Here is a 24,854-nt window from a genome sequence, read left to right as displayed (position 1 = left end):
TTTTTCTTGCCTGTTAAAAAAATGTTTCTAAAGTTGTTAATGGGGCAGCCTAAGGGGCTTAAAGTAAATTTTATCTTCTGTTGGCATTGCCTTTGCCTTGCTATGATATAACAAGATAAAAACAACATGAAAGCAATTAGAAACAGTATTGTAGCCGCGGCCCTTACACTTAGCCTATTTGGCACAGGATGTAGCTCTTTAAACAAAACTCAAAAAGGTGCAGCCATAGGCGCCGGCGCCGGTGGTGTGATAGGCGGAATAATTGGGCGTAGTGCCGGTAATACCGCATTAGGAGCAATAATTGGTGGCGCCGTAGGTGGTACAGCAGGTGCAGTGATTGGCCATAAAATGGATAAACAAGCAGCAGAGATTAAACAAAGCGTACCGGGAGCAACAGTAGTAAGACAAGGCGAAGGTATTTTGGTGAACTTCGACTCGGGTATATTATTTGATGTCGATCAGGCAAATCTTAAACCCGCTGCAAAAACAAATTTGCATAACCTTGCTACATCGTTAATAAATAACCCGGAAACAAACATAACTATAATTGGGCATACCGATAATACGGGTACAGCTGAACATAATATGGACCTTTCTATACGTCGTGCATCAGCAGTGCGCTCTTTTATAGCGGCTGATAATGTTAGCACTTCACGCTTAGCCACAAGCGGCAAAGGCGAATCTGAGCCAGTTGGAGATAATACTACTGCTGATGGCCGTGCGCAAAACCGCAGGGTTGAGATAGCCATTGTAGCTAATGACCAAATGAAGAAACAAGCCGCGCAAGGCAATTAAAATATCAGCTATATAGTTTTTATGGAGCCCCGCCTGTTAAGGTGGGGCTTTTGTATTTACAGTACTCATAAATTGCTATTAACTAAACGATTAACAACTATTTAACATTTTGCCTCTTGTATTTCAAATAAGTTAAGTTTAGCTTTGTTGCATGATAAAAAGATTAACTACGCTTTTTTTAACAAAGGTATATATCATTACCGTGTTGGGCTTTGCGCTTAATCTTCATTATTGTGGCGATGTATTGGCTTCTGTAAAAATTAACGGGCCTGCCAAAAGCTGTAAACCTATTACAGTTAAAAAAATGAGGTGCTGCAGCGATAAGCTGGTTGATGTAAAAGTTAAAGATGCTCACCAGGGCGAATCGCCATCAATACTTTCTAAAATATTTGCGTTTGAGCTGCCCGAAATTTCTTTCGGCGATTACTTCTTATCGGCACAAAAAGAGCTTTTACAAAAACTTTCAGGTAGTACTCCCCCCGATCCTCCGCCGGCCTCTTCAGGCAAAGCGGCACAGTATATTAAAAACTGCTCCCTTCGTATTTGATTAAAGTTCATCATTTGTGTTGCACAATAGGTTAACTGTTGTGTGTTTTTGTTTACGATTAATTTTATATCATGAAAATATACTTAACTGCCCTGTTAATGGCAGCAACTACCCCCCTGTTTGCCCAGCAAACTAACACCGATACCACCAAAATAAAACGCCATACCCACATGATGAATGGCGTTGAAATGGACGATGATATGATGAACATGGATATGGGATCCATGAAAATGAACAGCCAATTCTCCCTCGACCTGCCGATGAACCGGGATGGTTCGGGTACCTCCTGGGTGCCCGATGAGTCGCCGATGTATGCTTACATGATCCACGGAAAAAAATGGATGACCATGATCCACGGTAGTTTTTTCGCGCGGTATAACAACCAATCGGGGCCACGCGGCGGTTCAAAGTTTGATGTGCCTAATATGATAATGGGTATGACGCAAACCAAGGTGGGCAGCAATGGCCTGTTTAGTATCAACACCATGCTCTCGCTCGATCCGTTTTTAGTAGGTGCGGGTGGATACCCCTTGTTATTCCAAACGGGCGAATCGTACCAGGGGAATCAATTGGTCGACCGCCAGCACCCGCATGATCTGTTTGCTGAGTTGGTTGTTGCTTACACCCAACGTGTTGCAAAAAACACCGACATCTCTGTTTCGTTTGGCTATCCCGGTGAACCTGCATTCGGTCCGCCGGTGTTTATGCACCGCTTATCCGGAATGAATGATCCAAACGCGCCATTGGGCCACCATTACCAGGACGCCACCCACATTGCCTTCGGTGTAACAACTTTGGGGTTTAGGTATAAGGATATCAAGCTGGAAGGCTCAACCTTTACCGGCCGTGAGCCGGATGAGTTCAGGTACAATTTTGATAAGCTGAATCTGGATAGCTATTCGCTGCGCCTGTCATACAACCCGTCAAAACAATGGGCCCTGCAGGTGTCTGATGGCTGGATCCATAGCCCGGAGGAGCACGAGCCAATGCAAAATGTTAATCGCTTTACCGCATCGGCCATCCACACTAAAATGTTGAGCGATGATAGCTATGTAGCCACCACATTGGTTTATGGGCAAAATCATTATTCAGACAATGGTAAAACTCAGCCTTCTGTTTTATTGGAAAACAGCCTGCAGCTAAGCCGTGCCGCTATTTATGGCCGTTATGAATTTGTACAGAAAGACGCTGATGAACTGGATATGCACGCCGCGTTTCCTGCTAATCCAAACTTTAATATTCATGCGCTTACGCTCGGAACTAACTACAGGTTAGGTTCCGCAAAAAACACCGACCTTACTTTAGGCGTACAAGGCACATTAAACGTATCGCCATCAGTCCTGAAAAGCTATTACGGGTCTACGCCCACGGGCTTCCAGGTTTACCTGCGTATTAATCCGTCAATGATGAAAATGGGACATGATATGATGGATATGTAAGCAAATAGCATTTAAATTAAGGCGGCGCACCCGTAACAAGGAAACATTTTAACGATCCTAACGTTTGTATCCTTACAATTTAGTTTAGTTTTGATAAATTTTTTTTGATGCGTCGCCTTAATCCTAAATACATCCGCCTGGCGGGTATTATAGCTGCTACACTACTTGTTATCCTACTTATGGCCGGGTACATTGCCTACAGTAAACGCGAAGCCATTTTACAAAGCCAGATAGCTAAAGCTAAAGCCAAAGCAAAACGCCTTTATCATTTAGATCTTCAAATAGCCTCGGCACATTTTACCGGACTAACAACAGTTACCTGTGAGGGGATTACTATAGTTCCCGAAAATCGCGATAGCCTGTTAAACATTAAACATTTTGATGTAAGCATAAAACTATGGCCGTTATTGTTTGGCAATATTAAGCTGGCAAATGTTGATCTGTTTAATGCCCATTTAAACCTTACGGATATTAAGGGGGTTAAAAACTTCGATTTCCTGTTTAAAAAGAAAAAGGATTCTGTACTAACCCACACCAAGGTCGACCTGAGTGAGCTGTCAAACAACCTGATTAAACAGGTGCTTTACAAGATCCCCGATAACTTAACGGTCGATAATTTCCTGGTATCATTCACCAACGATAGCGCCCAATTAAAGCTGCTTACGCAAACCGCTAAAATTGATGATGGCGACCTGACATCAACCATAAAAATAAACGACACCGTTGCTACCTGGCATTTTGCGGGCACCATGCACCCAAGTGATAAGGAAATAGATGTTAAGCTTTATGCCGAGAAAGGAAAAGTTGAGATACCGTTTATTGAAAAGCGTTTCCATGCCCGCGTAAACTTTGATAACCTGACCATCAAGCTAAACAATGTTAAGCATAGCGATGGCGAAACACGGATAGAAACGTATTGCAGTGCCCATAACCTGTTAGTAAACCAACCGGGCTTAGCAGCCAATGATATCATAGTACAGGATGGTTCTATCGCGGCTAATGTTTTTGTGGGGACAAATTATGTATCACTGGATAGTTCGTCGGTTATTCACCTAAAGAAAATGAGCGCACATCCGTTCGTTAAATACACGCTTAACCCGGTTAAAATTTACGAGCTTAAAATAAATACCGGCTGGCAAAACGCGCAGGACATTTTCGACTCGTTCCCTACCGGGATGTTTGAAACATTAGATGGGATTAAAGTAACGGGCAAGTTAAACTACTCGGCTAATTTTTATTTAAACAATGAGCGGCCCGACAGTTTAAAGTTTGATTCGCGGATGGATAAGGATGCCGATTTTCGCATTGTAGCATACGGAAAAACAGACTTAAGCAAGCTTAATAAAACCTTTGTATATACGCCTTATGAAAAGGGCAAACCAATGGCGTCTCACATTATCGGGCCGGAAAATCCAGGTTTTACGCCGTTGGAAGAAATGTCGCCCTATCTGCGTAACGCGGTTATGACAGCCGAAGACCCAACCTTTTACAAAAATCACGGCTTTGTTGAAAAAGCCATAAGGCAATCCATTATTACCGATATTAAAGAGCACAAGTTTAAACGCGGCGGCAGTACCATATCTATGCAATTGGTTAAGAATACATTTTTAACCCGTAAGAAAACACTGGCCCGTAAAATAGAAGAGATCCTGATAGTTTGGATGATTGAGAACAACAATATCATGACCAAGGACAGGATGCTGGAAGTGTATTTTAATATTATAGAATGGGGTCCGGGCATTTATGGTATCAGCGAAGCTGCGCAGTATTACTTTGGTAAATCGCCGTCTGAACTGACCCTGGGCGAAAGTATATTTTTGGCCAGCATTGTACCCAGGCCCAAAGCCGGGTTATATGCCTTCTTGCCGGATGGCAGCTTACGGCCGGGACTGGAAAACTATTTTAACTCGTTGGGCAGGATGATGATGGGCAGGGGCTTCGCGCAGGCGGATAGCAGCTCGTACGGGTTTTATACCGTATATTTAAAAGAAAGCCTGCGACGCAGGGTTGCAACGGTTGATTCGGCGGCTGCAAATAAAATGTTGAATGCACCTACTGATGATGATCTTAATATATCTCTACCTATTTTAGAAGAGCCGGCAGTTAAAAAGCCAAACTTTTTCCAGCGCCTATTTGGCAAGAAAGACACTGTTGCCCAGAAAACTGAAAAAATGTTGAAGGAGGAAGAGCAGCAAAGAATAGATGCGATAATCACTACCGGAAAAACCGGCAAACAAATCCGACAGGAAAAACGAGCTATAAAAGACGATATTAAGGCAAAGAAGCAGGCACTTAAAGATCAGGGTAAATTATAATTACTATGGTGTGACAACAATAAATGTTTAAACATTTAATTTTGACGGAAATTAAATGAAAACAAAAAATGTCACTTATAGATAAATTAAACTGGCGCTATGCCACCAAAAAATTCGACGAAACAAAGAAACTGAGCGCCGAACAATTAAACGCTTTATTAGATGCGGTGCAGTTGGCGCCATCGTCGGCGGGCTTACAGGCTTACCGTATAATTGTGGTTGAAAATCCGCAGGTAAAAGAGCAATTGCGCGAAGCCGCACGTGGGCAACAGCAGTTAACCACAGCATCGCACATAATAGTTTTTGCAGCCGAGACTAATTTGGATAGCGCCTATGTAAAAACGTATATAGAACGCATTGCCGCTACCCGGGGTATAGACCGCGCAACCCTGGAAGGTTTTGAGACTAATATTACCCACAACATTAACCGGATGACCGAGGATGTTAAAATTGTTTGGAACCATAAGCAGGCTTACATTGCCCTGGGTGTATTACTAAGCGCTGCTGCCGACCAGGGTATTGATGCCTGCCCAATGGAAGGTTTTGAAGCCGGCAGGTTTGACGAGATATTAGGATTAAGAGAACTGGGCTTAACAACATCTGTTATAGCTCCAATAGGTTTCCGTGCCGAAGATGATGTACTGAGTAAAGCTGCAAAAGTACGCAGGCCAAAAGCGGAGTTATTTATACATATATAAGTATAATTTTTCCAATCTTTCTGCCAATGGCAGAGAATTTAAAATAATTTTATGTCCCCCCGGTGGGGACATTTATTGGGCGATGTGGTTGAGGGACCGCATCGCTTTTTTGTTGGCTAAAAATTTAACTTATTGTTAATTCGGCATGGCAATTGCAATGATATACTAAAATGCAAAACAATGGGTAAAAAAATATTAATTGTGGACGATAACGAGTTTATAATAGAGATAATGACTTATATTTTAAACAATAAGGGCTATGAGGTAATAGCCCTGGGTAGCGGCCATGAAGTAATTAACCAGATTAAAGCCAATAACCCTGACCTTGTTATTTTAGACTTAATGTTACCCGGGGCAGATGGCCTTGAAATATGTAAAGAAATAAAAGGAAACACGGATACCAAACATCTGCCTATAATTATGTGCACCGGCCGTGATAACCTGCAATTAACCATGAACAAGCCGGGTTGCCCTAATGACGTATTATACAAGCCATTTGATGTAGACCGTTTAGTTAATATGGTGGCGTATCAATTGGCGGCTTAATTAAACTTACCTGTCATCCGGTCGATAACATCTTTATAACTATCGCTGAACGGGATTTCTACATCAGCGATCTTGATCCTGCCTTTACGGATAGAATGTACATGGCCTAAATTGACGATGTATGATTTATGCACTCTAAAAAAATCATCAGCCGGCAACTGGCTCTCTAACGATTTAATAGTAACCCTTGATATTATTGCCTTAGGCAAGTTGGACAAATAGATCTTCACATAATCTTTTAACCCTTCTATGTAGGTAATATCCTCGTGGTTTACTTTTATCAGGTTATAATCAGCATAAAGAAAAATATACTTTCGGCGTTTTTCTGTTTCAGGCTGTTCGCCCATCCGTTTAGCTTGCTCAAAAATAGTGATGGCTTTGTTGCAGGCTTTCAGGAAACGCTCAACCGCCACGGGCTTAAGCAGGTAATCAACTACATCCAGTTCAAACCCATCCAGCGCAAACTGGTCGTAAGCTGTCACAAATATAATAAGGGGCTTTTGGGTCAGACTCTTTACAAACTGCAAACCACTGATGCCGGGCATTTGTATATCGCAGAAGATCAGGTCGACCTGGTGATCCTTTAACGCCAGCATAGCTTGCGCTGCCGAGCTGCAACTGGCCACCAGGGTAAGCTTTTCAACCATGCCGATATTATCGGCTAAAAGCTCAAGGGCAAGTGGTTCATCGTCTATTATTATACAGTTCATGGTGTTGGTTTGTACAATATTACTAAGTTATTATCATAATGTAATTGGGTTTCGTCGCAACAATGAGGGTGCTGGTCTCATAAATATTTTGTTGTGCTAAATAGTGGTTTTATTTGTAGTATGAAAAAACTGCTTGACAACCGCTGGTTTCTTTTCGCCATGCCATTTGTAATATGGTTTTTGGTATTGGTACTGCCTTTTTTGGTGAGTCTCGACGGAAATAACAGCCTTCCGGAAGAAGTACGCCATCGCTTTATTATCAATATCATTACCGGTAACTTTTTGTTGCTGTGTTTGTTTTATATTCATACTTATCTTGTTTATCCGCTTTTAAATAAAAAAATATGGTGGTATGTTTTCGGGCTCATTGTCGCATTAGGTTTATACTGGCTTTGCTGGTATTTACTACGTGCCGAGCCGCCACATGGCCCGCGCACGGGGCATCAATTCAGGAGAGTCGTTGATTCATTACAGGAGCACCACCCGCGCGAAGAAAAAAGATGGCGTCGCGGCGGAAGGGGCTTTGGCGGTCCGGCTGATTTTATCCCGTTCATATCACCACTGATAGCCATATTATGCAGCGTGTGTTACCGCATAATATTAGATAACCGCGCCAAACAGCAATTATTGAAAGAACGCGAAACAGCGCATCTGGAAACAGAGCTAACGTTTTTGCGTTCGCAGATAAGCCCGCATTTTATGTTTAATATCCTGAATAACCTGGTGTCGCTGGCCCGTAAAAAGTCAGATGACCTGGAGCCGGCTATCATGAACCTATCGCAATTAATGCGCTATATGTTGTATGAAAGCGATGATCATCGGGTTTTCCTGAGCAAGGAGATCGAATACATAAAAAGCTATATCAATCTGCAGATGCTGCGCTTTGGAAGCAACGTAAAAATGAACATAGCTATTGAGGGCGATACCGATCTATATATTATAGAGCCGATGCTGTTGATCCCGTTTGTGGAGAACGCGTTTAAGCATGGAACCGGCATGGTAGAGAACCCGGTTATTGATATTTCAATTTCGATTGATGCCGATACCCGTTTAATGCATTTTAAAGTAACCAATAAGGTTAGCCCAATGGATGTGTCGAAAGACAATAACTCTGGTATTGGCATAAGCAACGTAAAGCGCAGATTAGCCATCTTATATCCCGGCAAACATAACCTGGATATTGCTAATACCGGCGAAGTTTTTACGATAGATCTTAGTATTTATTTAGCAAGCTAATGATGTACAACTCAATTAAATACAATGTGCCTGTTGCACCTATAAGTAAATTTGTCGCTACAATAACAGGGATGGCATACTTTATTTCGTACTTTACTAATCGATTATTAACCTTATCAATGCCTGGTAGAAAGCGGGCACCCTATTTAATTTAAAAATGAAAAAGCTTACCTCCCTAACAAGTTTACTCTTGCTGACTGTAACAAGTTTATTTGCGCAGGAAACACCCAAAAAACTAAAAGATGTGCAGGCCAATAACCTGTTTGCACCATCGCCTGTAAAAATTGATGGTAAACTTAATGATTGGAACGACGAGTTTCAAGCCTATAACAAAAGCACCCACTTATATTATACAATCGCTAACGACGAGAAAAACCTTTACCTGGTAGTAAAAACATCAGACATGACCACTAAGGCCAAAATTGTGGCAGGTGGCTTAACACTGGCAATTAACACCGCTGATAAAAAGAAAGAACAAGATGCTTATAGCCTTACGTATCCTCTTCGCTCAACTATGGGCCGTCCGGGTGGCGGCGGTGGTGCACCGGGTGGCGCGCAAGGTGGCGGCATGAGGTTAATGACATTTGGCGGCCCGGGTGGCGGCGGCCGCCCTGCAGCACCTGATTCGGCAATGCAAAAAGCAATGCAAGACCGTGTGATCAATGCCGCTAAAGAAATTAAGGTATTTGGGTTTAAAGATATCCCTGATTCGCTGATAGCTATCTATAACGAATACAACATTAAAGCAGCTATAAACTATGACAAAGACGGCGCTTTTATTTACGAGTTGGCCGTTCCGCTTAAGTTAATGGCATTGGCAGCAGGCGATAGCAAAGAAATAGCCTACAATATTAAGTTAAATGGCCTGCAATTAAACTTCAGGATGATGTCTGATAACGGCGGCGGGCCTCCTCCGGGTGGTGGCGATGGTCCCGGCGGCGGCGGTGGCATGCGTATGATGACTTTTGGCGGCCCTGGTGGTCCCGGCGGCGGCGGCAAAAACAGCATAGATTTCCAGGACCTGATAAGCCCAAATGATTTTTGGGGGAAATACACATTAGCCAAAAAATAAGATACTGCTAACAGACAAAATGAGAAGATTAGTTACTATAGGAATTTTAATACTGTTATCGGCAAGCTTATTTGCGCAGGAAAACCCTGCTAAAAAGCTAAAGGATATACAACTTGGCAGCATGGCTGCACCATCCCCCATAAAAATTGACGGCAAGCTGAATGAGTGGGGTAATAATTTCCAGGCTTATAATAGAAGCACCCGGTTGCTATACATTTTATCTAACGACGAAAAATATATATACCTGACAGCTAAATCAACCGATTTTACAACTACGGCTAAGATTATTGCAGGCGGTATTACATTAACAATTAACACCGACGGAAAAAAGAAAAGTAAAGACGGATACGCGATAACTTTCCCGGTAATTGAACACCCTGAAAGATTGGCCGGAGGGATGAGCAACCGTTTCGAAAACCGCAATGCCGGTGCAGATACGCAACTTATGCGTGCCGTACATGAGCGTACGATCCTGGCCGCGAAGCAAATAAAGGTGTTGGGCATTAAAAGCATACCCGATACAATTATTTCAATATATAACGAAGAGGGCATAAAGACCGCTATAAACTTTGATGGTGCTGCTTTAACGTTTGAGATGGCCGTGCCACTCAGGCTGCTTAATCTTAAGGTCGATAACGCCAAAGAAATGGCTTATAACGTAACACTTACCGGTTTCAAAATACCAGGACGTAGTCCCGGTGGTGGTGGCGGCGGTGGCGGAGGTGGCGGCGGAGCCGGTGGCCGAAACGCGCTCGACTTTATGGACCTGGTTACCCCAAGCGATTTTTGGGGTAAATACACTTTGGCAAAGAAAGACTAATACATACTACCCATATAACTCACATTATACTAACAATGAAAAAATTACTCACTATAGCTGCCCTTATCTTGTTATCGGCATCGGTATTTGCACAGCAGGAGGGGCGGGAAAACCGGCCAAATTTACCAAGCCGTACAACAACGGCCCCGCTACCACCGCCGTTGGCTACAAGAGATGTAAGCGGTATTGTAAAAGACGCAAGTGGACAAACCGTTATAGGAGCTACAATTATATTAAAGTCAAAAACAGATACTATTAGCGTAGCTACTAACGAAGACGGCGTATTTATTATTAAAGGCGTTAAGCAAAACACCTTTAACATCACTATTAAATATGTAGGAGCGCTGCCATTTGTACAGAAATATGCATTTAGCGACACTAAAAAGAATGTGGTGCTTGACCCTATAACACTAAAAACCGACTCGAAAGAACTGGCGCTGGTAACCATTAACGGCACACCAAGCGTAACGTATAAAACAGATACGGTTGAGTATCGGGCCAGCGACTATAAAGTGCGCGAAAACGCGACAGTAGATGAGTTGCTGAAAAAGATGGAGGGCATGGAAGTTGGCACAGACGGATCATTAACCCACCAGGGGCAGGAAGTAGTGAAAGCTAAATTAAACGGCAAAGAATACTCTGGCGGCAGCGTTGCCCAGGCCATACAAAACTTACCGGCAGACATTGTTGAAAAGATACAGATCGTTGATGATTATGGTGATCAGGCGGCACGTACCGGCGTTAAAGAAGGCGACCCGCAAAAGGTATTGAATATTACCACCCGGGCCGATAGATCTGTAGGTAATACGGCAAGAATAACCGGGCAATACGGTAGCGCAGGCCGATACAATGCACAGGTTTTTGCACAGCGTATTAATGCTAACCAGCAAATAGGTATTATAGGCAATTTGCGTAATACTGTATTGGGTGTCGCATCCTCAGGTTTGCAAGGCGGCGCAACCAATGATGGCGGTGGCGGTATAGGTGTAGGTAACAACGCCCGTGGCGGCGGCGGTGGTGGCGGCGGCAACGGTGCAAGTGGTGGAACAACACATTCGGGCTCCCCGTCATTTAACTACCGCGACCAGTGGAGTAAGAACATCCAGGTGATAGGCAGTTATGCTTATACTTTCAATAATAATAATGCTATTAATGATCAGTATGGCACCCGTTACACTACTCGTGGTAATAGCGACTTTGTTACCAAAAGTACTTCAGAAAGAGATAGCAAATCGCATAACCTGAGATACGAGATGGATATTAACCTGGATAGCGCCAATTACCTGCAATTAACGCCAAACTTTAGTTATACCAATTCAACAAGTGCTAATAATTCATACAGCGATAACGTAAATAACTATACCAATTTTGAGCACCAGACAACAAACGGGACTAACTCTACCTTAAACAGCAGCAGCAGTTACGGGCTTACAGCCTTTTATCTGCACGTGTTTAAAAAGCCAAAAAGAAATTTCTCATTGCAGTTTGGTATAAGCCGGTCTGACAACAAAACAGATGGCGAACAAAACACAAGGTATCTTAACTATGCAGATGCTACTCAAAATACGATAATAAAAGACTCGACAGCCCATGTGTTAACAAACCGAACCAATAATACCACTACCTACTCTGGTTCATTAACCTATGTCGAGCCGTTAAGCACCATGTCGGTTTTGGAATTTAGCGCAAGTTTAAGCCGGAGGAACAATAGCTCGATATCATTACAGGATACAGTGGCAAAAGATGGAACAGTACACCCGGTTGCAAAATACAGCAGTATTTATGACTACAATGTTACCGATACGCGTGGTACATTGAGTTATAGGTACAATGGCACCAAGCTTACGCTTTCTTTAGGCGCATCCGCGGTTCCGTTTAATTTAAGTGGTACTAAACTTAACGCGGCAGTTGGCACAAATGCCGAAACATCGATCAGTAACTTTAGGGTAATACCGGCGTTTAGGTTTGCCTATGCGTGGTCAAGAACAGAGCGTTTCACGCTGAATTATAACGGCCGCAACCAGGAACCAAACTTTACCGAAATACAACCATTTACCGATATCTCAAATCCAAATAATATTGTAGTTGGTAACCCGGACCTGAAACCATCATTTACACACTCGCTAACCGCGCAATACAATAATTATTTAGCAAATTCTAAATTCAACTTCTCATTAGGGGTAACCGCCAGCCAGGTTGATAACGCTATCACACAAAACACGCTGCAGTTGTCAATTCCTATTTTTATTGACCCTGTTGATCCTACAAAAAGCAGGTACAGAACTATTTATGAAACGCATTACATTAACTTAAGTGGTGCTAAAAACATTGTAGCAAGGTATAACGTCGCTAAACAATCAAATGAGCGTGCAGTAAACCTTTCCTTAAACGGAAATGTAACGTATAGCTATACGCCGGCAATGAGCAATAGCATCCTGTATCATCAAACAAACTGGCGCTTCGACGAGCGCTTTGGCCCGCGGATAACCCCTAACGAAAACTTCGAGATCAATCCGTTTATTGGTTATGATGTTTCAAGATACTTTACAACGCTGCCACCAACCACCACATCAACGGTGACATCAAACTCAACGCAGCTCAATACAACCTCGTTGGGTATTACCGGCCGTATGTACTTCTTTAAAACATGGCAAATTAACTACGATGCCACTAAAAAATATATAACTGGTATAACCGGCGGTAACACAACTCCATTTATTATAAATGCCGGGTTTGAAAAAGAGTTCCTGGCAAGAAAAAACCTGGTATTAACATTTAATGTTTATGACTTGCTGCACCAAAATAACTACCTGCAACAAAGCGTAACCGCAAGCGGGGTAACCAATACTATATCAAATACTTTAAGCCGTTATTTTATGGTAGGCCTGCGCCTTAACCTGCAAAAATGGAGTGGTACACCGCAACGCAACGGCCAACGTATGAACCGCCGTGGCGATGGTAGCTTTATATATAACTAACGCTATAAGCTGTATAAAAAAAGCGACGGGGCTAATCCTGTCGCTTTTTTTATAGCGCTATGTCAATTCTTTCATCAACTTATCAAACGCTTCTTTAAGTTCGGTTAACTCCTGCTCAACTTTTGCAAGGCGGGTTTCCAGGCCGCTATTGCTCCTACCTGTAGGTTCGTCGTCAAAATCATCATCACTTATTTCGGGTATACCTGCTAATAAATGCGCGTAGCGCGCTTCTTTTTGGCCCGGGCGCTTGGGTAGTTGTACCACGTATGGCATATCGCCCCCGGCCAGTTTATCTAATACCTCCTGTACCTCTTCTATCGAGTCAAACTCCCATAACCTGCCTGCGTTGGTATTTAGCTCGCCCGGGGTTAGCGGGCCGCGCAACATCAACAGGCAAATAATAGCCAGCTCTGCCGGTATCAACGGAAAAACAATAGCAAAATTATGCTTGTATTTGACCGACCGGATAGAGCCACCCGTAGCGGTCGAGATCAGCCCGCGGCGCTTTAATGTATTTAACGCGTTCATTACCGTTTCGTCATCATATTGAACCACCGGCTTACGCGATGTTTTTTGATTACAAGCGGCTGATAGGCCGTTAATTGTCATAGGGTAATAGTCGGGCGTGGTGCGGGCTTTTTCCATTAGCGCGCCTAACACGCGTAATTCGGCAACATCAAGTACAGGCAGGGTTTGTGGCGTATCCATAAAAAAGTATTTAAATTGGTACGGTGAACTTATAAAATACTTTCTACTTTATACAGCTTCCCGTTTAAATTAAATTTATCCTTTACCTGCAGGCCTTTCATTTTTAAACCAATTGGCGACGCTGGCGATATAGCAAAGTAGCTATCGCCATTAACAGTTAACACGCCGGCGCTTATGGCGATGTAAAAATTGCCGTTGTTGGTTGTCACTACGCTACCGTTTTCAACCCGGTTGGTAACCCCCGATGTAGTAATGGAGTTTAAAGCTATTTTTAGTTTATTGGCCTCCGTAAGCTGGGCCATGTTGCGGTTTGTTTCCTGCTGTGCCATTTCGCGGCCGGTTTCATACTTATCGCCTGCGCTGCTTTTGGTATCGTCTTTTGCTGCTTGTTGTGCCTCGTCAATGCCTTGCTGTGCAGCTGCCATGCGCTGTTGCACATAGTCCATACATTGCCGATATAAAGCTTCTTTTAATTTGCTCACAGGTGTAAATGTAAAAATATAAGGCAAAATAAAAGTCCCCGCACACTCGCTGCTTGGGGACTTTCAACCTAAACCTTATCACATTGTAGGCTAGAGCCTACAGATAATCCTACAAATATCGGGATTTTTTATAATAACAGTTGTATATACATCCAACTTTTTTTTAGTTTGTTAGTGTTATTTTTACAATAGGAGAAAGCTTCGCACAAAATCCACTGTTCTTATTTGGATTTAATTTAAATAAGAGATACATTTGTGCGTTAATGTTTAATATATGAGGCTTTCGCAACTTGAAGTAGGAGAAAAAGGTATCGTAAAAGAGTTTACTGATCTGGAAATGTCGGTTAAATTAATGGAGATGGGATGCCTGCCCGGCGAAGAGATAAGAGTTGACAGAATTGCACCCATGGGCGACCCAATTGCCATAAACGTATCAGGATACCAGTTGAGCCTGCGTAAACGCGAAGCATCAACCATAATTTTGCAATAGTATTTAAGTAGTTGAAAGCCGATATAAGAGTTGCACTTGCAGGGAACCCGAACACCGGTAAATCAACGCTCTTTAACGTACTTACAGGGTTAAACCAAAAAATAGGAAATTTTCCGGGGGTTACGGTTGATAAAAAGGTAGGTTATACCAAACTACCTGATGGGCGCATAGCCGAAATTGTCGATCTGCCGGGCACTTACAGCCTTTATCCAAAAAGCCAGGACGAATCTATTGTGTTTTCTGTATTGGCCGACAGGGCAAACGCGCTAAGCCCTGATTTGGTTATTGTTATCCTTGACGCTTCAAATCTTAAAAGAAATTTACTACTATACAGTCAGGTTGCCGATCTCAAGATCCCGGTCATCATCGCCTTAAACATGATGGATTTGGCTAATAAGTCGGGCATTGTTATTGATGTCGATCTGTTTGCAAAAACCCTTGGCGTGCAGGTGGTGCCAATAGCCGCGCGTAAACAGGAGGGAATAGATGAGCTTAAAACGGCTATAACTTACGCTAACAAGATTGCTTTACAGGAAGACAGCATTGATGTACGCAGTATAGCCCCGCAACTGATAGACAGCATAAGCCGCGAGCTAAATATTGATAACCCTTACTTTGCGTTACAGCTTGCACATCAGCATGAAACACTAAAATTTTTGACGACCGAACAGTCGGCCAGGATTGAGGAGTTGGAGAAGGAGCATTCTTTCCACACACAAAAAGCACAGGGTAGCGAAACCATTGCCCGCTACAGTGCCATTAACGAATTGCTGTACGATACCGTTAAGGTGCCCGACACGGCGCAGGACGAAACGTTAAGCAATAAAATAGATAAGGTATTAACCCATAAGGTATTTGGCTTTATTATATTTTTTGCCATACTGATGTTTATGTTCCAGGCCATATTTTCATGGGCGGCCTACCCGATGGAGCTGATAGATACTGCTTTTGTATGGATCCAAAACACCCTGCATAAAACCTTACCAGCCGGACCGCTGGTTAATTTACTGGCCGATGGTATTGTTGCCGGCTTAAGTGGTGTAATGGTGTTTATCCCCCAGATAGCTATATTATTTGCCTTTATATCCATACTGGAAGATACCGGCTATATGTCGCGGGTTACGTTTATGATGGATAAGCTGATGCGGAAGGTTGGCCTGAACGGTAAATCGGTAGTGCCGCTGATTGGTGGCTTTGCCTGCGCGGTTCCATCTATTATGAGCACGCGGACCATCGAAAACTGGAAGGACCGCATGATAACCATTATGGTTACGCCGCTGGTTACCTGCTCTGCCCGTTTACCCGTTTATACTTTGTTGATAGCCCTGGTGGTACCTAATAAAAACATTTGGTGGGTTTTTAACATGCAGGGGTTGGCGTTAACCGGTATGTATGTTTTCAGCCTGGTATCGGCAGTGGTGGTGGCCTGGGTGTTTAAGCTGATATTAAAAAGCCGCGAGCGCGGATATTTTATAATGGAATTGCCTGTTTACCGGATGCCGCGGTGGAATAACGTTGCCTATTCGATGTATGAGCGCTCTAAATCGTTTGTTGTGCAGGCAGGCAAGGTTATTATTGCTGTATCAATAATTTTATGGGTGATGGCCTCCTATGGCCCCGGAGACCGGTTTGAAAAGATAGATGCTAAATACAAACAGCCGCAATACACTCAAAACATCAGCGCCGATCAGCTAAGCCGCGATATCGCGACAGAAAAATTAGAAAACTCGTATGCCGGCGTGCTGGGCCATGTTATTGAACCCGCTATCCGCCCGCTTGGGTTTGACTGGAAGATAGGCATTGCGCTGATTACCTCATTTGCCGCGCGCGAGGTATTTGTGGGGACCATGGCCACCATTTACAGCGTAAACGGTAGTGTAGATGATATCCAGTCGGTACAGGAAAAGATGCACCAGGCTAAAAACACGCAAACCGGGCAGCCGGTATTTACCTTCGCGGTAGCTTTTTCGTTAATGATGTTTTATGCCTTTGCCATGCAGTGCGCCAGCACGGTGGCCGTTGTTTTCCGCGAAACCAAAAGCTGGAAATGGCCGGCCATACAATTTGCTTATATGACCGTGTTGGCTTATGTGGTAAGTTTTGTGGTGTACCAGTTATTGAGGTAAAGCGCTTAAGCCCACAGCGAAAAGACCAAAGCAAAAAGCCAACGCCTATCAATTATAAAAAAGCTTTTAACTTTAGTCTTTATGCTTTCAGCTCCAAAACCACTATCTTTGATTTGAGGTAAGAATTGGATAAAGTAAAAGTTTTAGAAAAGTATCTTCCGCCTGACGCGGCTCCCTTAATTGGCCGCTGGATAGACTACTTTAAATGCGAGTTTAAAATTTCGCGCAATCGCGGCAGTAAGTTTGGCGATTACCGCGCACCATTTGATGGCAAGGGGCACCGCATCTCTGTCAATTACGACCTTAACCCCTACGCTTTTTTGGTAACCACCGTACACGAGTTTGCGCACCTGCATACCTGGAACGAGCATAAGCAAAAAGCCAAACCCCATGGCACCGAATGGAAAAACAACTTCAAAAAAATGATGCAGCCGTTTTTTGAAAAAGATGTTTTCCCGCCGGATGTTAAGCATGCCATTGTTAGCTATCTGAATAATCCCGCAGCATCCAGTTGTTCTGATCTGACGCTATATCGCTCATTACGTAAATACGACGCGCCTAAGGAAGATATCCATACGGTTGAAAAGCTACCCATGCACGCCGTGTTTAAATTGAAGGACGGCCGCGTTTTCCGCAAGGAAGAGAAACTGCGTAAACGGTATAAATGCATAGAACTTACAACTAAACGGGTATATTTATTTAGCCCGGTTGCCGAAGTTGAACTTATAGCCGACTAATATTTATCCTTTAAAACAGGCGCATGACCCGGTTATCATTGATTTTAATCTTTTTCCTCATATCACTACTGGCAGTATTTGAAGCGCCGGCTTATTATCTCTGGCTGCTGGCCATTGTAGTAACCGAGTTCCCCTTAGTTTTTGTGACGATAAGCGCCGTATTGGTGGCATCCGGATTTTGGATCAGGAATTATCAATTGGCGGGGACCATTATCGGGATTCTGTCTATCATCCTGTACCTATCGCCCATTGTAAGGGCATATGCAGTTGCGGGTACTTTAAAAGATGAGCTTAATACAGCATTTAACTTAACCGAAGGTGATAACGGGCGGCCGTTTAGTTTTGGTAAAATGTTTATCCCCACTAAAGACGTCGCCGGCAAAACCTTAACTTATATTAATTATGCCGATACGGCCTTAACCCTAAACTATTATCCAAGCCAGCTGGCCGGTAAAAAGCCCTGCGTTATTGTAGTGCATGGCGGCTCATGGGCCAAAGGCGATAAAGCACAGCTGCCCGAGTTAAACAGCTACCTTGCCCGCAAGGGTTACAACGTGGTTTCGATAGATTACCGTATGGCGCCAAAATATAAAAATCCGGCAGCGGTTATGGATCTTAAAGAAGCTTTAACATATCTGCGGAAGGAAAGCAACCAACTGAATATTGATACTAACAACTTTATTTTACTGGGCCGGTCTGCTGGTGCGCAAATAGCCCTGCTGGCGGCCTACACCCTGCACGACAAAGGCATTAAAGGAGTAATAGATTTTTACGGCCCTGCCGATATGGTTTGGGGTTATTCTCTTCCTGCCAACCCATGGATCATGGACTCGCGCGGGGTGATGGAAGCTTACCTGGGCGGATCGTATGCTAAAGTACCGCTAAATTATGTAGCAAGTTCGCCAATTGAGTTTGTTGATCAAACATCGGTACCAACGCTCATCATCCACGGCCATAGCGATGTGCTGGTAGCTTACGAGCATAGCCGCAGGTTAAACGAAAAGCTGGCCAAAAACGGCATTAAACATTATTGGCTAAAACTACCCTGGGCCACGCATGGATTTGATTTTATATTGAACGGACCCGGCGGTCAGTTGTCAACCTATGCGGTTGAACGGTTTTTGAAAGCGGTTAGCCCCCCGGCCCCCTGAAGGGGGAGGAAGGGCGTGAGGATAATTTATTATCTCGTTCTCACTTCTTTAAACCGGCTAAATACAATGAGGGCCAGGATACACAGTACACAGCCGCAAATTCCGTTTAAGCGCAGCCCGTAATCATCGCCGGGGTCTTTGCCATAAATGGTTAAGAAGGCAAACAGGGCTATACCTAAGGTCTGTCCTAATTTTACAAACAGGTATTTTACTGCAAAAAACATCCCTTCACGGTTTTCGCCGGTTTTTTCGGCATCGCGTTCTGCAATTTCGGCAAGGATAGCGTTAGGCAAGATCCCCAACGATGCTAACGGAAATGCCGCGCACAGCACTAATGTATAGATTTGCACGTTGGAAGAAAACGGCAGCTTACCCAAGAAAAATATGGTTATAAATATCAGGCTCAATAAACCGAATGAAAATAGCACAATAGGCTTCTTGCCGATCTTTTTTGACAGGTAATTTATGAGCGGGTAAAACACCAGCGAAAACAGCACCATGGTCCCCATTAATACCCCGCCTTTCGACTCGGGCAGGTGCAACAACACGGTAACAAAATAAAGCAACCCGCTTGATATGATACTGAGCGCCATGTAATACGAAAAATCAGAAACCAGGTAATATTTGAAGTTGCTGTTACTAAAAGTTGCGCGGATAGCAGGCAAGAAGGGTAAATGGGATGGTTTCCCGCTTGAATATTTTTTCTCGTTGATAAACATCACCGGTACCAGCATACATAAGCCGGCCAGCAGGCTCATACTCCAAATGGTATATTGTACGGCAGCATCACGGTCGGTTACGGTAAATAATTTTTGTACCAGGTCTGCAAAGTTGTTTATCAGCGCCGAGAATACGATACCTATAATAAATCCCACTTGCTGAAAAGACGATAGCTTAACCTTTTCGGCAGCGGTTTCTGTAAGCTCGGGCAGCAGCGCGTTGTAAGGGATAATATAGGTGGTGGCACCCATAAAAAAACAGATCATATTAACAGTAAGCCAATAGGCATTATACATGCTTTCGCCTTTAACCAGCGGGTAAAATGTTAAACAAAAGAAAAACACGGCGGGTAAGATGGCCCATTTCATAAACGGGATGCGCCGCCCCTTTTTATTGGTGCTTTTGTCGCTAAACGAAGCGATTAACGGATCGTACACGGCATCAACAAACCTGCCCGACGCGGCAATCAGCGATAAGATATTGATCACCCCAAATAAAAGCAGCTGCGGTACAAAAGGTTTAAGGCCCGAGTTTGATGGCGGTAAATAAAAGTACGGCAGCATAACAATGATGGTATTGGTCATCATACTCCAGCCTATCATCCCGCAGGTATAAGCCAACTGTTTTCTGAACGGAAACTTTACAACGGGCATCTTATTGCAATATGCTAATATTAAAATAAGATAATGAATTTAAGATGAAAAGGGTGTAGAGGGATACTAACAGAGCCTTTTAAAGCTCGTCTAATATATTTTTAGCAGGTATGCCGGAGAGTTTTTCTGCTTGAATTAGCTTTACTTCTTCAATGGCCTCTTTTATTCCCCAAAGTATATTTGCTTTTTGAGTTGAAAGGTGGGTTACTTTCACATCTTTAAAATTTTCCAAGACTTCAAGAATAAAATCGGCTTTTTCGTCTTTTATATTTAATAGAACTTTCATTGCAAAGCTATTTACAAACCCAAATAATAATCATACCCCACCTCGGCCCAGTAATCGCGCGGGCGGGTGTTGCTGAAGGTGATTGAGCCGATCCGTTTTAAATTTTTAACGCCGTATTTAACCGGGATGATCAATCTTAATGGCGCCCCATGGTTAAGCGGGACAGGCTTATCATTCATCTCATAAGCCAATAGTGTTTGCGGGTGCAGCGCGCTATCCATATCCAGGCCTACGTAATATAGTTTGTCAGGCGTTTCCATGCCTACATAGTCCAGCCTGGTTTCTGCATCCAGCTTAAAATGTTTGATGAAGTCATTGAAAGACACCCCGCCCCAGTGCTGGATCTGGTCCCAGCCCTCAACGCATTTAAAATCAAAAACTATCTCTGTTTTAGGCAGGGCTTTTATCTGCTCGATGGTTATTAACAGTTGCTCGCCGTTGCTTTTGCAAACCTCCAGTTTCCAGGCAGCAAGATCGATCCTGCTCTCTAAACCAATATCGCTGTTTTCCCTAACGTTTTTCGCAGCCATTGATTTTGGATAGGTTTTAACCAGGTGCTTTTCGCTGTAAAGCAGCCGGCGCACAGCCAGCTCAGTTTTATTAAGCGCGCGGCGTAACGGTATCCGCTCGCCGCCGGTTATGGATTTAACCTCCATCGGCGAGTTGTATAGCCATTTATATCCAAAAACCGCTCCGGTTGCCAACGCGCCAAACACCCCGAACGAAAGAAACGTCCGCCGGGTTATCTTTTGCTCGATAGTAAGCGGCTTTTTAACTTTTTTCTTCGTCATGTTTTTTTTCAATTATTGGAGCCGGCTTGGTTTCAACAACTTCGAAACCTGTAATGGCCGAACTAAAGTTTTTCCATCCCGCCAGGAAAACCTGTACAATATGGATCACAAAAAAGAAAACATAGCCCAGCGTTAGTACAAAATGGATAATGCGGGCAAAATGATAGCCCCCGCATAACCACACCAGGTAATAAAATTGCACGGGTTTATAAATAGCCACCCCCGTAATTGCCGAGCCGATACCCATTATAATGATGGCGGTGTAAGCAATCCGCTGCGCGGCATTATACTTGTTTTGCGGCGGCGCCATTTTGCGGATATGCAGATCATGCAGCAAAACCAGCCAGGCTTCTTTAAACGATTTTTTTTGAGGGGCAAGCTCGCGCCATTCGCCCGATATCAGGGTATACGCCACATAAAATATCCCGTTAAGGATAAAGAACCACATAAACAAAAAATGCCAGGCCATACCTTCTGATAGTCGCCGGGGGATATTAAAAAAGGTGTTGAACCAATCCGGGAAAAATTTAAAGAAGGTATGCCCAAACAGGGTGAATTTATATTCGTCATCCCCCCAATAGATCAGCATACCACTCCATATCATGATGGTTAGCACCGGGAAATTTACCCAGTGGCACCAGCGCATGGCTAAGGAGTGTTTTTCTTTTATTTGTTTCACGTTTGTTTAATTATACGTTTTGTTATTTTGACCAATGGGAGAAATCTATACAAAGATAGTTATCCGCTTGCTTGTATAGATCTCTCACTATCGTTCGAGACGACATATTAGGCGCTTGGTGCGAACCCTGCTTTCGTTGCTCCCACAATTTCGCCGGTATTGGTATTTTGTATCAGCGCTATAACTTCCCAGCCTTGCGGGTTAAATTCTTTTGGCAAGTTAATACTTTCCATGCCGCCACGGCCATTGGTTAATACCACGCTATTTAATTCATGGATGATCTGTACATGCGCCAGTTTGCGGCCGCTATTCTCGCCGGCCTTTACATTGCTTACGGCGTTTTTTTGCACCAATGCCAAAAGCAATACGCTGTTATTTCCGTTCCCTTCGGTTTGGTAATGCAGGGTGGCTTTATTGCCATCAACCTTTAAGGCAGTTAAAATTATTTGTGCCGGTGCATCTTGCTTTAAACTGCCTTTAATAGCATTGCGCAATGTTCTTTCTTCTGATCCTACAAACTCTTTCTTGCCATTAACTACAATTTGCGGGGTATAAACCTGCGGGGTCTTTAAATATTTAGCATACTCGTATTGGCGGGCGCTGTAGGCTGCATTGCTAAAAACATCGCGCCAGCCCAAACGGTTCCAATAATCAACATGGTAAGCCAGGATATATACAGGTTGGTCCTTATATTCTTTTTGAATCCTTGATACCAGCTCGTCGGCAGGCGGGCAGCTTGAGCAGCCTTCGGATGTAAACAACTCAATTACTGCAAAGCCTTTACCGGCCGTGTTATTAGCTTTATAAGGCTTTGCGCTTATAAACGCGGCAGCAGCAAAGCCAAATACGGCAATAGCAGCTGTTAATATGGATATTTTGAAGACTCTCATTTTGCAAATAGTTACAGGTTATATACGCAATTGGTCGTGCTGCAAGTACATTCCTTACAATAAATTTAATATTTTTATTTGATATATCTTTTTCTTGTAAGGGTTTACCCATATCTGCGACTAATACTATATAAACAACATAATACTAAAATGTTAGCCACATCTTTATTAAACCCACATAAATGGGTTGAACACCATGCCGATTATTTATATGCTTACGCGATAAGCAGGATAAACGACGAAGAGCAGGCGCGAGATTTAGTCCAGGAGGTGTTTTTGGCAGCATTAGAGCGCGCCGATAAATTTGAAGGCAAAAGCACCGAACGAACATGGCTTACAGCTATACTTAAAAATAAGATAGTAGATGTGTACCGTAAAAGGTCATCCGGCCTGGCTAACATTGATGCAAAAGTTGAACGCCAGCCTGACTATGATTTCTTTTATGAGGATGGCCATTGGAAAGAAGAATATCATCCGCGCGAAATAGGAATAGAAAACGCCGACCCGCTGCACACTAAGGAGTTTAACAAAGTATTGCAGCAATGCATGCAAAAACTGCCCGCGCTTTGGCTGGCGGTTTTTACCATGAAGCACATGGAGGACCAGCCAACTACTAATATTTGCGCCGAATTAAAGGTTAGCGACTCCAACTTCTGGGTAATTATTCACCGTACCAAACTTAACCTGAGGGCTTGCCTTCAAAAAACATGGATTTAAAATGGGCCCGATAAAAAAGATAATATACAACTGTAAGCGCGCTACTTTTTTAATTGAAAAAAAGCTGATAGACCGCCTTACGCTGCGCGAAAAGATGGAATTGCGCATTCACCTGTACGGTTGCTCGGTTTGCCGCATTTTTGATAAGCAAAGCGCCATAATTAATAAAATGGTGCAGCAGCTTTTTAAAAGCAGTAACGATGCGGCAGTGCAGCTCGATGATACCTTTAAGCAAGACTTACAGCACCGGATTGAACAAGAATTAAATAAAAATTGATTTTGCTGTAAGGAACAGATTTAGGCTGCGACTAAGCCTGAAACACACATTAAATCAAACACAAACAACATGAAAGCAATTATTTCAAAAATCCTGGCTGCAGGTACCATCGTAGCAACACTTTCTTTATCGGCAGTAGCCGGCACCCCTTATCAAAAAATGAAAAAAGATACCGGGAAAATGGCTAAAATGGATAAGAAGATGGACAAAAAAATGGATTCCAAAATGGATTCCAAAATGGATAAAAAGATGGATAAGATGTCAGCCAGGAAAATGGCTAAGGACACCGGTAAAATGAAAAAAATGTAAATTAACAAAGCGGGAGATCCTTCTCCCGCTTTGTTAAAATCACCACCAGATATTATAAAACCCATAACATGAAAAAGCTAATACTTATTGCCTTCTTTATATTTGCTGCGGCTGCTTTATTTGCACAAGCCGGCCTTAAAAAAGGCGACGTTGCACCAGCCTTTACAGCCGTTGATAACCATGGCAAAACATTAAACTTGAAATCTCTTTTAAAAACCAATAAGTCAGTGGTCCTTTTCTTTTACCGGGGCCAGTGGTGCCCTTATTGCAATAAGCATATCCAGCAGTTGCAAGACTCCTTACAACTGCTAACCGGCAAGGGTGCCTACGTTGTTGGTGTAACACCCGAGACCCGGGAGAACCTTGATAAAACCGTCGGCAAAACACATGCATCGTTCTCTATGGTGTCTGATAAAGGCTATGCCATCATGAAAGCTTATGATGTTAATTATGTTATGGACCCGGCAATGGTTACCAAATATAAAGGCTACGGAATTGATCTGGAAGCCAACAACGGTAATACCGACCACATGCTGCCGGTGCCCGCAACTTATGTTATTGGTAAAGACGGTAAACTGGTATATGTACATTTTGATAAAGATTACCGTAAAAGGGCGTCGATACAAACGCTGTTAAGTGTGCTTTAAAAAGTTGGCAAATATTTAACTTAGGGGCGATACAA

General features: G+C 43.2%; 26 protein-coding genes. 18 read left to right on the top strand and 8 right to left on the bottom strand.

Annotation, left to right across the window (positions count from 1 at the left end; translation table 11 throughout):
• Positions 1 to 126 precede the first annotated feature (126 nt).
• The 6 genes from ABIB50_RS04850 to ABIB50_RS04825 all read left to right on the top strand — a co-directional run bounded on the left by ABIB50_RS04850 (position 127) and on the right by ABIB50_RS04825 (position 6,340).
• Complete coding sequence (locus ABIB50_RS04850) at positions 127 to 795, top strand: OmpA family protein (RefSeq protein ID WP_429377741.1); 669 nt, start codon at positions 127 to 129, stop codon at positions 793 to 795.
• 151 nt (positions 796 to 946) lie between these two features.
• Positions 947 to 1,342 (top strand): HYC_CC_PP family protein, encoded by a 396-nt coding sequence (locus tag ABIB50_RS04845; protein WP_429377740.1) that lies wholly within the window; start codon positions 947 to 949, stop codon positions 1,340 to 1,342.
• Between the two features lie 71 nt (positions 1,343 to 1,413).
• The gene (locus ABIB50_RS04840) at positions 1,414 to 2,781 is read left to right on the top strand and encodes a hypothetical protein (protein ID WP_429377738.1); all 1,368 of its coding nucleotides are present in this window, start codon (positions 1,414 to 1,416) and stop codon (positions 2,779 to 2,781) included.
• Positions 2,782 to 2,888: 107 nt separating this feature from the next.
• On the top strand, positions 2,889 to 5,096 hold the full coding sequence (locus tag ABIB50_RS04835) for a transglycosylase domain-containing protein (protein ID WP_429377737.1): 2,208 nt from the start codon (positions 2,889 to 2,891) through the stop codon (positions 5,094 to 5,096).
• 68 nt (positions 5,097 to 5,164) lie between these two features.
• Positions 5,165 to 5,794, top strand: a complete 630-nt coding sequence (locus tag ABIB50_RS04830) for an NAD(P)H-dependent oxidoreductase (RefSeq protein ID WP_429377736.1) — start codon at positions 5,165 to 5,167, stop codon at positions 5,792 to 5,794.
• A 180-nt stretch (positions 5,795 to 5,974) separates the two neighbouring features.
• Positions 5,975 to 6,340 carry a response regulator gene (locus tag ABIB50_RS04825; protein WP_429377735.1) on the top strand — a complete coding sequence of 122 codons (366 nt, stop codon included), beginning with the start codon at positions 5,975 to 5,977 and terminating at the stop codon, positions 6,338 to 6,340.
• Here the strand turns inward: ABIB50_RS04825 and ABIB50_RS04820 are convergent.
• Positions 6,337 to 7,050 (bottom strand): LytR/AlgR family response regulator transcription factor, encoded by a 714-nt coding sequence (locus tag ABIB50_RS04820; protein WP_429377733.1) that lies wholly within the window; start codon positions 7,048 to 7,050, stop codon positions 6,337 to 6,339. The two genes, ABIB50_RS04825 and ABIB50_RS04820, sit on opposite strands and share 4 nt — an antisense overlap.
• Before the next feature lie 120 nt (positions 7,051 to 7,170).
• Between ABIB50_RS04820 and ABIB50_RS04815 the strand changes: the two genes are divergently transcribed.
• The 4 genes from ABIB50_RS04815 (at position 7,171) to ABIB50_RS04800 (ending at position 13,156) form a co-directional block, all read left to right on the top strand.
• Positions 7,171 to 8,286 carry a sensor histidine kinase gene (locus ABIB50_RS04815; protein ID WP_429377731.1) on the top strand — a complete coding sequence of 372 codons (1,116 nt, stop codon included), beginning with the start codon at positions 7,171 to 7,173 and terminating at the stop codon, positions 8,284 to 8,286.
• Positions 8,287 to 8,443: 157 nt separating this feature from the next.
• Positions 8,444 to 9,358 (top strand): hypothetical protein, encoded by a 915-nt coding sequence (locus tag ABIB50_RS04810; RefSeq protein ID WP_429377729.1) that lies wholly within the window; start codon positions 8,444 to 8,446, stop codon positions 9,356 to 9,358.
• A 19-nt stretch (positions 9,359 to 9,377) separates the two neighbouring features.
• Positions 9,378 to 10,178 (top strand): hypothetical protein, encoded by an 801-nt coding sequence (locus ABIB50_RS04805; protein ID WP_429377727.1) that lies wholly within the window; start codon positions 9,378 to 9,380, stop codon positions 10,176 to 10,178.
• A 35-nt stretch (positions 10,179 to 10,213) separates the two neighbouring features.
• The gene (locus tag ABIB50_RS04800) at positions 10,214 to 13,156 is read left to right on the top strand and encodes an outer membrane beta-barrel protein (protein ID WP_429377725.1); all 2,943 of its coding nucleotides are present in this window, start codon (positions 10,214 to 10,216) and stop codon (positions 13,154 to 13,156) included.
• Between the two features lie 57 nt (positions 13,157 to 13,213).
• On the opposite strand, the gene ABIB50_RS04795 is transcribed toward ABIB50_RS04800, so the two are convergent.
• Both ABIB50_RS04795 and ABIB50_RS04790 read right to left on the bottom strand, forming a co-directional pair.
• The gene (locus tag ABIB50_RS04795; RefSeq protein WP_429377723.1) at positions 13,214 to 13,864 is read right to left on the bottom strand and encodes a YceH family protein; all 651 of its coding nucleotides are present in this window, start codon (positions 13,862 to 13,864) and stop codon (positions 13,214 to 13,216) included.
• Positions 13,865 to 13,893: 29 nt separating this feature from the next.
• The gene (locus ABIB50_RS04790) at positions 13,894 to 14,346 is read right to left on the bottom strand and encodes a 3-oxoacyl-ACP synthase (RefSeq protein WP_429377722.1); all 453 of its coding nucleotides are present in this window, start codon (positions 14,344 to 14,346) and stop codon (positions 13,894 to 13,896) included.
• Positions 14,347 to 14,620: 274 nt separating this feature from the next.
• Between ABIB50_RS04790 and ABIB50_RS04785 the strand changes: the two genes are divergently transcribed.
• From ABIB50_RS04785 to ABIB50_RS04770, 4 genes are all read left to right on the top strand, one after another.
• On the top strand, positions 14,621 to 14,836 hold the full coding sequence (locus tag ABIB50_RS04785; protein ID WP_429377720.1) for a FeoA family protein: 216 nt from the start codon (positions 14,621 to 14,623) through the stop codon (positions 14,834 to 14,836).
• Positions 14,837 to 14,847: 11 nt separating this feature from the next.
• Complete coding sequence (gene feoB / locus ABIB50_RS04780; RefSeq protein ID WP_429377718.1) at positions 14,848 to 16,962, top strand: ferrous iron transport protein B; 2,115 nt, start codon at positions 14,848 to 14,850, stop codon at positions 16,960 to 16,962.
• A gap of 125 nt (positions 16,963 to 17,087) precedes the next feature.
• Complete coding sequence (locus ABIB50_RS04775) at positions 17,088 to 17,699, top strand: SprT-like domain-containing protein (protein WP_429377716.1); 612 nt, start codon at positions 17,088 to 17,090, stop codon at positions 17,697 to 17,699.
• A gap of 23 nt (positions 17,700 to 17,722) precedes the next feature.
• The gene (locus ABIB50_RS04770; protein WP_429377714.1) at positions 17,723 to 18,850 is read left to right on the top strand and encodes an alpha/beta hydrolase fold domain-containing protein; all 1,128 of its coding nucleotides are present in this window, start codon (positions 17,723 to 17,725) and stop codon (positions 18,848 to 18,850) included.
• 29 nt (positions 18,851 to 18,879) lie between these two features.
• Here the strand turns inward: ABIB50_RS04770 and ABIB50_RS04765 are convergent, their stop codons facing one another.
• From ABIB50_RS04765 to ABIB50_RS04745, 5 genes are all read right to left on the bottom strand, one after another.
• Complete coding sequence (locus tag ABIB50_RS04765) at positions 18,880 to 20,223, bottom strand: MFS transporter (RefSeq protein ID WP_429377712.1); 1,344 nt, start codon at positions 20,221 to 20,223, stop codon at positions 18,880 to 18,882.
• Positions 20,224 to 20,302: 79 nt separating this feature from the next.
• Entirely contained in the window at positions 20,303 to 20,509 is a 207-nt protein-coding gene (locus tag ABIB50_RS04760) for a hypothetical protein (RefSeq protein WP_429377708.1), read from the bottom strand.
• An 11-nt stretch (positions 20,510 to 20,520) separates the two neighbouring features.
• Entirely contained in the window at positions 20,521 to 21,300 is a 780-nt protein-coding gene (locus ABIB50_RS04755) for a molybdopterin-dependent oxidoreductase (protein ID WP_429377705.1), read from the bottom strand.
• Positions 21,281 to 21,979, bottom strand: a complete 699-nt coding sequence (locus tag ABIB50_RS04750) for a cytochrome b/b6 domain-containing protein (RefSeq protein WP_429377703.1) — start codon at positions 21,977 to 21,979, stop codon at positions 21,281 to 21,283. The genes ABIB50_RS04755 and ABIB50_RS04750 overlap by 20 nt, the downstream gene beginning before the upstream one ends.
• Before the next feature lie 107 nt (positions 21,980 to 22,086).
• Complete coding sequence (locus tag ABIB50_RS04745; RefSeq protein WP_429377701.1) at positions 22,087 to 22,869, bottom strand: DUF1223 domain-containing protein; 783 nt, start codon at positions 22,867 to 22,869, stop codon at positions 22,087 to 22,089.
• 150 nt (positions 22,870 to 23,019) lie between these two features.
• Between ABIB50_RS04745 and ABIB50_RS04740 the strand changes: the two genes are divergently transcribed.
• The 4 genes from ABIB50_RS04740 (at position 23,020) to ABIB50_RS04725 (ending at position 24,819) form a co-directional block, all read left to right on the top strand.
• Positions 23,020 to 23,586, top strand: coding sequence for a sigma-70 family RNA polymerase sigma factor (locus tag ABIB50_RS04740; RefSeq protein ID WP_429377699.1), 567 nt, complete (start codon positions 23,020 to 23,022; stop codon positions 23,584 to 23,586).
• Position 23,587: 1 nt separating this feature from the next.
• Positions 23,588 to 23,863: a hypothetical protein gene (locus tag ABIB50_RS04735; protein WP_429377698.1), complete on the top strand. Its 276-nt coding sequence runs from the start codon at positions 23,588 to 23,590 to the stop codon at positions 23,861 to 23,863.
• Positions 23,864 to 23,932: 69 nt separating this feature from the next.
• The gene (locus ABIB50_RS04730) at positions 23,933 to 24,172 is read left to right on the top strand and encodes a hypothetical protein (RefSeq protein ID WP_429377696.1); all 240 of its coding nucleotides are present in this window, start codon (positions 23,933 to 23,935) and stop codon (positions 24,170 to 24,172) included.
• 68 nt (positions 24,173 to 24,240) lie between these two features.
• Positions 24,241 to 24,819: a peroxiredoxin-like family protein gene (locus ABIB50_RS04725; protein ID WP_429377694.1), complete on the top strand. Its 579-nt coding sequence runs from the start codon at positions 24,241 to 24,243 to the stop codon at positions 24,817 to 24,819.
• The last annotated feature ends 35 nt before the right edge of the window (positions 24,820 to 24,854 follow it).

Origin of the sequence: Mucilaginibacter sp. UYCu711, from assembly GCF_050433825.1 — a bacterium.
Lineage (GTDB): Bacteria > Bacteroidota > Bacteroidia > Sphingobacteriales > Sphingobacteriaceae > Mucilaginibacter.
The sequence above is the reverse complement of the archived record's forward strand: the minus strand, read 5'-3'. Positions and strand labels throughout refer to the sequence as shown.